Here is a 12,546-nt window from a genome sequence, read left to right as displayed (position 1 = left end):
CGTGCTCCGGTGAATAAGTGGGTGTGTGGATACGTTAGACCCGCTGGCGGCTTGCACAAATATCCAATCTTCGGGAAGACGAGTAGGCCACTCACACAACCGCGCTTATGTAACAGCTGGCGTAGCCTGCGTCCGGCCCTGTAGCAGCTGTCGAGCTTGCGAGGCTGCGTCCGGCTGCGCAGCAGTCGTAAAACCTGCTTGCTCGTTACGTCTGACACTCCGCGTGCACTGATTTCACGACGGCTTCGCAGCCGGACGCAGGCTTCGCCAGTGGCTACAGGGATGGCGTTTGAAAGAAAGTTCCAAATGAGAATTGCAAGCAATCACTGATGGCCACTAGAATGCGATCAATTCTTAATTACACTCACGCAGGATGCACGAGTCGAGTATCTGCCCGCCATGTCGTCCGCCGATCAGCCTCTGAACCAGCAAGTCCATAACCTCTACAGCGAACACCACGGGTGGCTGCAGGGTTGGTTGCACCGCAAACTGGGTAACCGCTGCGATGCGGCCGACCTGGCCCACGATACCTTCCTTCGCCTGCTGACCCGCCAGGTGGTCAAACCGCTGGGCAGCGAACCCCGGGCGCTGCTGACGCACATTGCCAAAGGGCTGGTGATCGACCGCTGGCGCCGCCAGGACATCGAGCGCGCCTATCTGGAAACCATCGCTCACCTGCCGGTGGCCGAAGTGCCGTCGCCGGAAACCCGCCTGCTGATCCTCGAAACCCTGTGGCGCATCGAAGCGCTGTTGCGGGAGTTGCCCAAGGCGACCCGCGATACCTTTTTGCTGTCGCAGATCGAAGGCCTGACCTACGCGCAGATCGCCATCCGCCTGAATGTCTCGCTGATCACCGTAAAGCGCCATATGCGCGCGGCGTTCATTGCCTGCCTGAGTGTCGCCTGATGAAGAGCGTCGCCTGATGAATTCGTCGATGATCAACCCGCAGATTCTCGGTGAAGCCGCCGACTGGCTCGTGCAACTGCACTCCGGCACCGCCACCGCCGCCGACCATCAGGCCATCGCCCAATGGCGCAGTCGCAGCCTGGAACACGCCCAGGCCTGGCAGCGGGCCGAAGTGTTGCTGGGTGAGTTTCGCAGCGTGCCGGCCAACCTCGCGATCCAGACTTTGCAACGGGCTGCGCGCAAGGACGGCCTCACTCGTCGCCAGACCCTCACCCGCCTGGGCCTGCTGCTAATGGCCGGTCCCCTGGGCTTTGCTTCGCAGCATCTGCCGTGGGAGCAATGGACCGCCGATCAGCGCACCGCCGTGGGCGAGCAGAAAAACCTGCAATTGCCCGATGGCAGCCAGCTGCTGCTCAACACCGACAGCGCGGTGAACATTGCCTTTAATGCCACCGAACGACGTGTCCGGCTGCTCGATGGCGAGGTGCTGATCCGCACCGCGCAAGACCTCAGCGCCCGCCCCTTCATCGTCGAAACGCCCCAGGGCATCGCCCGCGCCGTGGACACTCGTTTCTGCGTGCGCACCGAAGGCGCTCGCAGCCACGTGTCCGTTCTCGAAGGCCAGGCGGTGATCACCCCGCAATTGCTTCAGCAGAGTTCGACCCTCAACGCCGGCCAGCGCCAGAGCTTCACCCAGAGCCGCTTCGATGCCGCCGAAACCTTCGACGCCGCAGCCGTGGCCTGGGACAAAGGCATGCTGCTGGCCAACAACATGCGCCTGGACCAGTTGCTCGGCGAACTGAGCCGTTATCGACCGGGCGTGCTGCGCTGCCATCCGGATGTCGCAGGGCTGCGGGTCTCCGGGGCGTTTTCCCTGCGCGACACCGACGCCAGCCTGCGCCTGCTCAGCGATACTCTGCCGTTGAACATCAGCCGCATGACCCGCTACTGGCTGTCGGTCGAACCGAGGGTCTGACGCGGTCAGTCTGTGATGTTCAGTTCCTCTTTCCTGCGCATTGTCCTGGCTTGCGCGGCGTTGTTGCCGCTGCACGGTCAGGCGGTCGAAAGCCTCGCCACCAGCCGCAACATCGTCATCGCTCCCGGTTTGCTGAGCCAGGTGCTGGCGCAGTTTGCGGTGAGCATGGGCGTGCCGCTGTCGTTCGATCCGGCGTTGCTGGGCAATCGCCAGAGCCCCGGGCTGAACGGGGCCTACAGCGCGCAAAGTGGCTTCGCGCAATTGCTGGAAGGCAGCGGGTTTGCGCTGGTCAGCACCGGCGATACCGGCTACACCCTCAAAGCCCCGACCGCCCTGGAACTGGAGGAAACCAACGTCAACGCCCTGGCCAATGCCGCCGACACCTATGGCGGCGGGCAAGTGGCCCGTGACGCGCAAATCGGCCTGCTCGGCCAGCAGGCCGTGAACGACCTGCCCTTCAGCGTCACCAGCTACACCGCCAAAACCATCGCCGACCAGCAAGCGCGAACCGTTGGCGACGTGCTGCTCAATGACGCGTCGGTGCGCCAGTCCGCCGGGTTCGGCAATTTCTCTCAGGTGTTCATCATTCGCGGATTGCCACTGGCCACCGATGACATTTCCTGGGGTGGCCTGTATGGCGTGCTGCCGCGCCAGATCATCGCCACCGAGGCCATGGAGCGAGTCGAGTTGTTCAAGGGCCCGAGCGCCTTCATCAACGGAGTGACACCCAGCGGCAGCGGCATCGGTGGCGCAGTCAATGTGCAACCCAAACGCGCCGGCGACACGCCAACCAGGCGTATCAGCCTGGATTACAGCAGCGACTCACGCACCGGCGGGCACCTGGACCTGGGCCAGCGCTTCGGTGAGGACAACCGTTTCGGCGCGCGGCTCAACCTGTTGCAGCGCGAGGGCGATACCGCTGTCGACGACGAGGACCAGCGCACTTCGCTGGTCAGTTTGGGCCTGGATTATCGCGCTGAGCGCCTGCGTCTTTCGGCGGATCTGGGTTATCAGAAGCAGGTGATCAATCAAGGCCGCGCCGTGGTCTACGTCGACTCGTCCCTGAACAAGGTGCCCAAGGCGCCGGATGCCAACAAAGGTTATGCGCAGAGCTGGAGTTACTCACAGCTGGAGGACACTTTCGGCATGGCCCGCGCCGAGTATGACCTGAGCGACAACTGGACCGGCTACGTCGCGGGCGGCGCCAAGCACACCCGGGAAAACGGCGTGTATTCATCGCTGACCGTCACCGATCTGGACGGCAGCGCGCTGGGCGGCATGCTGTATCCGCCCCACGACGAAGACAATCGCAGCCTGATGGCGGGCCTCAATGGTCGTCTGCAAACCGGCGCGATCAGCCATCAACTGAACGTCGGAGTGGCCGGCATCTGGGGTGAACAGCGTTCGGCCTTCGAAACCATCGGCAGCGCCGGGCGCTACAGCACCAACCTGTATGACGCCGGCCAGCAGCCGCGGCCGGCGGCTACATCGTTCGGCAGCGACATTCATGACCCTCGGATCGTCGGCAAGAATCAGCTGCGCAGCGTCGCCATTGCCGACACCCTCGGTTTTGTCGACGACCGGGTTTTGCTGACGTTGGGTGCGCGTCGCCAGTCGTTGAAGGTCGATGGCTGGAGCACCACCACCGGCGCCCGGACGTCCAGCCATGACGCGTCGATCACCACGCCGGTGTTCGGCCTGGTGGTCAAGCCCTGGGACCACCTGTCGTTCTACGCCAACCGCATCGAAGGCCTGGCCAAAGGCCCGACGCCCCCGACCACATCACTGAACCGCGACGAGACCTTCGCCCCGGTGCGCAGCAAGCAGGTCGAAGTCGGCGTGCGCCTGGACATGGGCAGCTATGGCGCGAGTCTTGGGGCGTATCGCATCGAGCAGCCGTCGAGCTACACCCAGGATGGCGTGTTTCGCGTCGATGGCCGGCAGTTGAACAAAGGCGTGGAATTGAACCTGTACGGCGAACCCCTCGATGGCCTGCGTCTGCTCAGCGGGGCGACCTTCATGAAGACGGAGATCGAGGGCAGTGCCAATGGCATCAATGACGGCAACCGTGCGGTTGGCGTGCCGCGATTTCAGTTCAACCTCGGGGCGGATTGGGATGTGCCGGGGATCGAAGGCGCGGCGCTCAGCGCGCGGATGTTGCGCACCGGCGGGCAGTATCTGAATGCGGCCAACACCCAGAGCATTCCGGCATGGAACCGGTTCGATCTGGGGGCGCGGTATGGGTTCAGGATTGATGAGCGGGAGGTTACGTTGCGGGCGAATCTGGAGAATGTGGCGAATGAGGCGTATTGGGCTTCGGCCAATGGTGGGTATTTGACCCAGGGTACGCCGCGGACATTGAAGGTGTCGGCAACAGTGGATTTCTGATCTTCACCCCGCCCCCTGTAGGAGCGAGCATGCTCGCTCCTACAGGATGTGCATCACGCCCGCTTGAGCAGCCACTGGAAAAACCCTTTCTTGCGCTCCACCACCGGCGCCTGATGGCTCATCTGCTGGACCTTGTTCAAACGGAAATCCAACAACGTCTTCATCGCATCATTGATGTCATGACGGGCGGCCAGACAAGGCAGCAGATAGCCTTTTTCGATACGGAACAGCGTGCAGGCAGTTTTCGCCGCGAACTCGGCCGGCAGCGCGCTATCGGTCAGGATGCCGGCTTCGCCGATGACTTCTCCCGGCCCCATGCGCCCGGTTTCCATCACTGTACCGTTGACGTTCAGCGAGACCGTGACCACCCCGGACTCGACGATGAACAGATGATCGCTCACCTCCCCCGCCGCCAAAATCGTTTCCCCGGCGCGGAAGTCCTGCTGGGTCATGTTCTGGCTGAAGGTTTCCTTTTCTTCCTGGCGCAAGGTGGAGAAGATCGGCGAACTGTCGATCAGTGCCCGTTGCCGTGACAGGTCGCTGGCGGGGCTGGTTTCCACGCTCGACAGCAGGTTCACCCCGGCCGCCCGCAGGTGTCGGTAGGCCAGATCGAACAGCTGGTTACGCACCGTGCGCTTTTCACTCATCGCGGCGACAAAACCGCTGATCTCGTATTCAACACCATTGGGAGTCGAGCTTTTGAGCGCCACTTTCGGCCCCGGCTGACTCAATAGAATGCGGCAACCCTGCATCGCCCGCTCCAGCGCGTCGATCACGGTCTGTGGCCGCACATGAGGGCTGACCTGCAAACTGACCGACAGGCCGAACATGTCGCTGGGCCGGCTGAAGTTGGTGATCTTGGCCTTGGCCGCCAGGGAGTTGGGGATCACGATCATGCTGCCCTGGGACGTCTGCAGCCGCGTGGCGCGCCAGTCGATGTCGATGACCCGACCCTCTGTATTGTCGATGGCGATCCAGTCATCGATCTGATAGGGCTTGGTGGTATTGAGGACAATCCCGGAAAACACGTCGCTGAGGGTACTTTGCAGCGCCAGACCGACGATGATCGCCAGGGCGCCGGAGGTCGCCAGCACGCCCTTGACCGGCAGGTTGAGTACATAAGCCAGAGCCGCGATCACCGCCACCAGGAAAATCACCGCACCCAGCAAATCCTGCAGCAATCGCCCGGTATGCCCCACCCGTTGCATCATCACCGCACCGATCATTACCGTCAGTGTGCGCGCTGCAAACAGCCACCAGCCGATCTGCAACCCCGTGGCCGCCAGATGCAACGGCACGTTGTCCGCCCAGGGTGCCGGCTCCAGCGGGTTCATGCCCTCGTTGAACAGCAGCACGCTGAACAACGAGAAAATCACCAGCCTGGCCAGCAATTTCCAGTTGTGATGATTGACACCTATAAAGCGCCACAACACCAGATCGATCAGGATGAGGATCAGTGCGCAGATCAGGGGGTGGTCGACGAGCAACGACAGCATCAAACAGCTCCAGCACAGGACGATGGCAAAAGATCTCACAGATTGGGCACAGTGTAGGAGCAATTGATTTGGCTGAAACCGGCTGACAACACAAATAAATGCGGGAGCACAAGCCCGCTCCCATAGGGGATGTGGTGCGCTGGAGGATCAGGCCTGCATTCGACCGAAGCGGCCGGACTGGAAGTCGGCGAAGGCCTGGTGGATTTCCTGCTCGGTGTTCATCACGAACGGACCATGGCCGACGATGGGTTCGTCGATCGGCTCGCCACTGAGCAACAGCACCACCGCGTCTTCGCTGGCTTCAAGCGTCAATCGGTCGCCCTTGCGCTCGAACAATGCCAACTGCCCCTGACTGGCCGACTCCAGACCATTGATCTGCACCGTACCGCGCAGGACCACCAGCGCGGTATTGCGGCCTTCGTGCAGATCCAGATTGAGCAACTTGCCGGCGTTCAAGCGCATGTCCCAGACGTCCACCGGCGTAAAGGTGCGCGCCGCGCCTTTGTGACCGTCGAACTCACCGGCGATCAGGCGCAGGCTGCCGGCATTGTCCTTGAGCGCGATGCTCGGGATATCGCCATCGAGAAGGGTCTGGTAACCGGGATCGGCCATTTTGTCCTTCGCTGGCAGGTTGACCCACAGCTGGACCATTTCCAGGGTGCCGCCGCTCCTGGCGAAACCTTCGGAGTGAAACTCTTCATGGAGAATCCCCGAAGCGGCAGTCATCCATTGCACGTCGCCCGGGCCGATCTTGCCACCGCTGCCGGTGGAGTCCCGGTGTTCCAGTTCACCTTCATAAACGATGGTCACGGTTTCGAAACCACGGTGCGGGTGCTGGCCCACCCCCCGACGCTCGGTGGTCGGCGAGAATTGCGCGGGCCCTGCGTGATCGAGCAGCAGGAACGGGCTGATGTGCTGGCCCATCTGGTCATAGGAAAACAGCGTGCGAACCGGAAAACCGTCGCCGACCCAATGTCCGCGGGGGCTGGTGTAGATACCGATGATGTTCTTCATGGGGTCTCCTGAAAAATGAGTGAAACCATGAACACAGCTTATAACCGGGACTAATTACGCACTAGCCGGTGAAAATCGGCTTGATTGTCCCACCAATGGAACGGCGGACCCTTTGTAGCAGCTGGCGAAGCCTGCGTCCGGCTGCGCAGCAGTCGTAAAACCTGTGCACCGGATTTACCTGATTCACCGCAGCGCCTGATTTTGCGCCTGCTTCGCAGCCGGACGCAGGCTTCGCCAGCTGCTACAGGGAACCGTGGGGTGGCGGGAGTTTTATTTCGCGCATAATATCGAGCGACATTATCTTCGTAATATCTTCACACACGCGAGGCCACTGAACATGCAAAGCCCCAACCGCGACACCACGCTCGCCCAATGGATCGCCCAGGAAGAGGCCATGCGCGCCCGCCTCGCCGGGCCTGGCAGTCTGTCGCTGGCCGAAGTCAGCCAGCTGACCCCCACTGAGTTTTTCAATGGCATCGGTAACGGTGAACTGCCCTCGCCGCCGATCGGCACGTTGATGGATTTCATCCCGATCGAATGGTCCGAAGGCTTGTTCATTTTTCAGGGCACGCCGGACTCGCGGCACTACAACCCGTTGGGCACCGTGCATGGCGGTTATGCCGCGACCCTGCTGGATTCGTGCATGGGTTGCGCGATTCACACCCTGCTGAAAAAGGGCCAGGGCTACACCACGCTGGATCTGCGCATCAGTTATGTGCGGGCCCTGAACAGCGCCAGCGGACCGGTGCGGGCCGAGGGCAAGATCGTGCATCTGGGGCGTTCGACGGCGTTGGCCGAGGGGCGGATTTATGATGTGGATGGGCGGTTGTATGCGACCGGGACGACCACTTGCATGATTCTTGAGCCTCGGGGGTAAGCCAAAAAGATCGCAGCCTTCGGCAGCTCCTGCATTTGGAACGCGTCCCCCGTAGGAGCTGCCGAAGGCTGCGATCTTTTGATCTTGATCTTTGCCTTGCGGTAAACATTGCTTTGCCGCTCCAGCGGTTTTTCTCACGGATGCAGATGCGGATACTGCCGCCCATTCCCACTGCAACCACTGGAGTCATCAATGTCTATTCCCGCCTTCGGCCTGGGTACTTTCCGCTTGCAGGGCCAGGTGGTGATCGATTCGGTCCGCACCGGCCTGGAGCTGGGCTACCGCACCGTCGACACCGCGCAGATCTACGAGAATGAAGCCGAGGTCGGCGAGGCCATCGCCGCCAGCGGCATCCCCCGCGAAGAGCTGTTCATCACCAGCAAGATCTGGGTCGCCAACTTCGCAGGCGGCCGCCTGATCGAGAGCCTGAAGGAAAGCCTGCAAAAACTGCGCACCGATTACCTGGACCTGACCCTGATCCACTGGCCGTCGCCGGAAGACCAGGTGCCGGTCGCCGAATTCATGGGCGCCCTGCTCGAAGCCAAGCGCCTGGGTCTGACCCGGCAGATCGGTGTCTCGAACTTCACTGTCGACCTGATGAAACAGGCCATCGCCGCCGTCGGTGCCGAGAACATCGCCACCAACCAGATCGAACTGCATCCGTACCTGCAAAATCGCAAGGTGGTCGAGTTCGCGCAGAGCCAGGGCATCCACATCACCTCGTACATGACCCTGGCCTACGGCGAAGTGCTCAAGGACCCGGTCATCGCGCAGATCGCCGATCGCCTGCAAGCCACCCCGGCCCAGGTGACTCTGGCCTGGGCCATGCAGTCGGGTTATGCGGTGATTCCGTCTTCGACCAAGCGCGCCAACCTGGCCGGCAACCTCAAGGCCTGCGAGCTGAAGCTGAGCGAAGCCGACATGGCGCTGATCGCCGGCCTCGACCGCGGTCATCGCCTGACCAGCCCGGAAGGCCTGGCGCCACTCTGGGATTAACCGGCAAGGCTGTGATCCAGACGGGTCATGGCCTGCTGCAACTGATCGACGGCCGCGTCGATCAGTGCGGCCTCACCTTCACGGCAGGCCTGCTCCAGCCGCTCGCAACAGTCCACCAGATTCTGCGCCTGAACCATCTGCGCCCCGCCCTTGATCCGGTGCGCCAGGTCCTTCAGGTCGTGAAGATCGCCACTGGCGTGAACCTGCAGCAAGCGTTCACGGTCCTCGCGATTGGTCACCGCCAGATCGTGTAACAGCTGGGTGATGAGCTCATCGTCGGCCCCGGTGAAGTGACGAAGCCCGCTCAGATCAAACTCCGCGTTAGCCGGCAGCTCGCTCGCCTCCCCCGGGAATTTCGACGCCAGCCAGGCGCTCAGGTCGACCAGGCGAATCGGCTTGAACAGGCAATCGTCCATCCCCGCGTCAAGACAACGCTTTTTATCCTCGGGCTGCGCGTTGGCAGTGAAGCCCAGAATCATCGTCGGCCGCTTACCGTCAAAGCCTTCCTCCTTGCGGATCGCCGTCGCCAGCTCGTAGCCGCTGACCACCGGCATGTTGCAGTCGGTGATGAGCAGGTCGAAGGTCTGTTCGCGCCACAACTCGAAGCCCTGCTGCCCATCCTCCGCGACCTCGACCTGATGCCCCAGGTAACCCAGCTGGCGTGACATCAACAGGCGATTGGCCGGGTAATCGTCGACCACCAGAATCTTCAACTGACGGGGTTTTACTGGCGATTCATCTGTCGTCGGCTCGACACCGGCAACCGCCGGCAGCGCCACCAGATTCAAGTCGATCTGCACCCGCGTCCCGCGCCCCAGCGCGCTGTCGAGCTTGAGCGAACCACCCATCATGTCGCACAGGGTACGGCTGATCGCCAGGCCAAGCCCCGAGCCCTGTCGGCTCGACTGCGGGTTGTTGCCGGCCTGCACGAAGGGGCTGAACAGCCGTTGCTGGTCAAAGGCGCTGATGCCGATGCCGCTGTCCTCGATGCACAGGCTGACCGCGACCCGATCCAGCGGCGCGGGCGTTACCTGCAATTTCAGGCTGATGTCGCCCTGCTCGGTGAACTTGATCGCATTGTTCAGCAGGTTGGAGAGAATCTGCTTGAAGCGTGTGGGGTCGATCAGCACGTCGCAGTCGCTGTGCTCGCCCACCTCGACCCGCCATTGCAGGTTCTTCTGCCGGGCCAGTCCCTCGAAGACCCGGCACACCGACAGCACCAGCGCCTGCAGATTGGCCCGCTCCGGCGCCAGCGACAGATGCCCGGATTCGATCCGCGCAATGTCGAGAATGTCGCCGATCAGGCCGAGCAATTGCTGTCCGGCATTGGACGCCACCTCGATGGCCGCGCGGTCGGTGACGCCCTCGTCGGCTCGCTTGAGCGCCAGTTCCAGCATGCCGATCAGCGCGTTCATCGGCGTGCGGATCTCGTGGCTCATGGTCGCCAGAAAAGTGGTCTTGGCCCGGTTGGCATCGTCGGCGGCGTCCTTGGATTCCTGCAATTGCCGCAGCCATTGCTGGCGCTGGCGGATCTGCCGACGCTGCCAGGCCATCGCGCTCAGGGCCAGTGTCAGCAGGACACCGGCGGCGACGAAGCCCTGGAAAATGGTCTGCCGATGACGCAGCCAGTAGCTCTGCTCCACCATCAGGTCGTTGCGCCAGGGCAGGGTCAATTCTTCGATTTCTTCGGGAGGGATGCTCAACAGCGCCTTGTCGAGGATCGAGTGCAGCTCGGTCGCCTGGCGACTGGTGGCCAGGGTGCTGCGGGCCGGGTCGGTACCCACGGTGCTGCTCACTTGCAGGCGATCGCGGTACTGCCGGGAAATCAGGTAACGGGCGCTGATCAGCGAGTTGATGCTGGCGTCGGCCTTGCCCTGGGCGACCAGCTCCATGGCATCGGCCGACAGCGGCGCATCCATGCAGCGGATCAGCGGGAAGTGTTGGCGCACGAATTCCCCGGCGATATTGCCCTGGGTCAGGGCCAGGGTTTTTCCGACCATCTGATCGAGGACCTTGGGGCTGTCCGGCGCCACGCGGGTCACCAGCACCGAAGGGCTGGTCAGAAAGGCGCGAGTAAACAGCAGGTCTTCCTCACGCTGCGAACTCAGGCCGATCCCGGCCAGTACGTCGATCTCGCCGCTCTTGATCGCCTTGACCATCTCGGCCACCGACGGCATGGCGCGGATGTCGAATTGCAGGCCGGTGCGCAGGCTGATTTTCGCCAGCACATCGACGCCAATGCCGCGAAATTTGCCATCGCCGTCGATGAAGGTGATCGGCGCAATGTTTTCGTTGATCGCCACCCGTACCCGCGGGTGCTGATCGAGCCAGCGTTGCTCAGCCACGCTCAATTGCAGCGATTGCGTGCCGGGCATCGACACATCGCTCGCGCCCCAGCGCCGCAGGATGTTCATCTGCTCATTGGCCGGAATCACCGCCAACGCCTGGTTGACGATGCGCAGCAGCTGGTTGTTGTCGCCGCTCATGGCAAAGGCGAAACGCCCCGACTCCATGAGCGAAAAGTCGGCCAGTTGCACGTTGTTGAGGTAGTTTTTGCGGATCAGGTAGTGGGCGCTGATCGCATCGCCCAGGTAGACATCGGCCTGACCGAACGCCACCGCCCCCACCGCCGCCAGGGTCGAGGGAAACAGCTGGACCTGAGCCTGGGAATAGAACTGCTGCACGTTCCGTTCGGGCAGGTAGTGGTAGAGCATCGCCAGGCGCTTGCCGGCCAGCGCCGGGTCCGGCAACCAGGAGGAATCGGTGCGGGTCACCAGCACCGGCTGGTCCACCGCGTAGGCGCTGGACGTCTGCAGTTGCGGGTCCTGGGTTTCATAGCTGTTGGCCGTGCCCAGCAGGTCCACGTCGCCCTGCTTGAGCGCGCGGACGGCTTCTTCTCGCGAGGCATAGCGTTGAATGTCGATTTCGATGCGCAACAGTTGCTGGAGCAGGCCGATGTAATCGGCGGTTATCCCTTCCAGGGTGTTGCCGGTGGCAGTGATGTCGAACGGTGGGTAGTCCGGGGCGGAGACGGCCAGGGTCAGGCGGCCCTTTTGCTGCAGCCAGCGCCAGTCGCCCGCAGGCAGCCTGACGCTGTAACCGTCCACGCTCGAACGTCCCAGCAAATTCAAGGTTTGTGGCTGTGCGCTGGCGTTCAATGTCCATAGATAAAGAATGGGCAGCAGCAGGATCAGGCAACGCAAGTGTCGAAGAGCGTTCATTCAGATCAGATGATTGCGCAAAGCGAGATCGCGCAGATGGACTGACGAATCCACGTTGAGCTTTTCGATCAAGCGGGTTTTGTAGGTGCTGACGGTCTTGTGGCTCAGATGCAGGACGGCGGCGATTTCCTTGTTGCTGATACCCCGGGCCAGATGCTGGAAGATGGTCAGCTCGCGGTCCGACAGCTGATCGATCATTTCTTTTTCACTGCGCTGCAGTGTAGTCACCTGACTCGTCGGCAGCTGGGTGAAATAGGTGTAGCCGCCCATCACCGCACGGACGGCTTTTTGCAGATGTTCCAGATTATTGGTCTTGGGGACGTAGGCCGACGCGCCGGCCCGCATGCATCGATCCTGATAGAACAACGGCTCCTGGGAGGTGAAGACCACCACGCGACAGCCCATGTCGCCCGCTTTGATCCGCGTCAGCACTTCCAATCCGTCAAGGTATGGGATGTTCAGATCCAGTATCACAATGTCGGGTTTGTGCTCCCGGATCATCGGCAGTACTTCGTTGCCACTGTGGGCTTCATGAATACGCTGGAATCCCTCCTGCTTGAGTACGATTTTGACGGCGCCGAGAATCACCGGATGATCGTCCACAACGAGCCCTTTTCTCATGGCAACTCCCTGAGCAAAAACACGACGAGTGGGCAATGCCCGGATTAGACG

The 12,546-nt window shown here is 62.0% G+C and carries 9 protein-coding genes; 5 read left to right on the top strand and 4 right to left on the bottom strand.

What is annotated here, in order from left to right:
* Positions 1 to 399 precede the first annotated feature (399 nt).
* From HNO86_RS14470 to HNO86_RS14460, 3 genes are read left to right on the top strand one after another with little or no spacing between them, the layout of a single operon-like run.
* Complete coding sequence (locus HNO86_RS14470; RefSeq protein WP_175377623.1) at positions 400 to 906, top strand: sigma-70 family RNA polymerase sigma factor; 507 nt, start codon at positions 400 to 402, stop codon at positions 904 to 906.
* 16 nt (positions 907 to 922) lie between these two features.
* Positions 923 to 1,882, top strand: coding sequence for a FecR domain-containing protein (locus HNO86_RS14465; RefSeq protein ID WP_175377622.1), 960 nt, complete (start codon positions 923 to 925; stop codon positions 1,880 to 1,882).
* A gap of 15 nt (positions 1,883 to 1,897) precedes the next feature.
* Entirely contained in the window at positions 1,898 to 4,270 is a 2,373-nt protein-coding gene (locus HNO86_RS14460; protein ID WP_175377621.1) for a TonB-dependent receptor, read from the top strand.
* 53 nt (positions 4,271 to 4,323) lie between these two features.
* Here HNO86_RS14460 and HNO86_RS14455 read toward each other — a convergent pair whose 3' ends face one another.
* Both HNO86_RS14455 and HNO86_RS14450 read right to left on the bottom strand, forming a co-directional pair.
* The gene (locus tag HNO86_RS14455) at positions 4,324 to 5,766 is read right to left on the bottom strand and encodes a mechanosensitive ion channel family protein (RefSeq protein WP_175377620.1); all 1,443 of its coding nucleotides are present in this window, start codon (positions 5,764 to 5,766) and stop codon (positions 4,324 to 4,326) included.
* Positions 5,767 to 5,913: 147 nt separating this feature from the next.
* Positions 5,914 to 6,780 carry a pirin family protein gene (locus tag HNO86_RS14450; protein WP_175377619.1) on the bottom strand — a complete coding sequence of 289 codons (867 nt, stop codon included), beginning with the start codon at positions 6,778 to 6,780 and terminating at the stop codon, positions 5,914 to 5,916.
* Between the two features lie 337 nt (positions 6,781 to 7,117).
* On the opposite strand from HNO86_RS14450, the gene HNO86_RS14445 reads away from it, so the two are divergent.
* Together HNO86_RS14445 and dkgB are read left to right on the top strand one after the other, a co-directional pair.
* Positions 7,118 to 7,657 (top strand): PaaI family thioesterase, encoded by a 540-nt coding sequence (locus HNO86_RS14445; protein WP_175377618.1) that lies wholly within the window; start codon positions 7,118 to 7,120, stop codon positions 7,655 to 7,657.
* A gap of 192 nt (positions 7,658 to 7,849) precedes the next feature.
* Positions 7,850 to 8,653 (top strand): 2,5-didehydrogluconate reductase DkgB, encoded by an 804-nt coding sequence (dkgB, locus tag HNO86_RS14440; RefSeq protein WP_175377617.1) that lies wholly within the window; start codon positions 7,850 to 7,852, stop codon positions 8,651 to 8,653.
* Here dkgB and HNO86_RS14435 read toward each other — a convergent pair.
* A complete protein-coding gene (locus tag HNO86_RS14435; protein ID WP_175377616.1) occupies positions 8,650 to 11,874 on the bottom strand; it encodes a transporter substrate-binding domain-containing protein in 3,225 nt (1,074 codons plus the stop codon). The genes dkgB and HNO86_RS14435 overlap by 4 nt on opposite strands.
* Positions 11,875 to 12,495, bottom strand: coding sequence for a response regulator transcription factor (locus HNO86_RS14430; RefSeq protein ID WP_175377615.1), 621 nt, complete (start codon positions 12,493 to 12,495; stop codon positions 11,875 to 11,877).
* Positions 12,496 to 12,546: the final 51 nt, after the last annotated feature.

Origin of the sequence: Pseudomonas sp. C1C7 (assembly GCF_013359595.1) — a bacterium.
In the GTDB taxonomy this organism is placed as follows: domain Bacteria; phylum Pseudomonadota; class Gammaproteobacteria; order Pseudomonadales; family Pseudomonadaceae; genus Aquipseudomonas.
The sequence above is the reverse complement of the archived record's forward strand: the minus strand, read 5'-3'. Positions and strand labels throughout refer to the sequence as shown.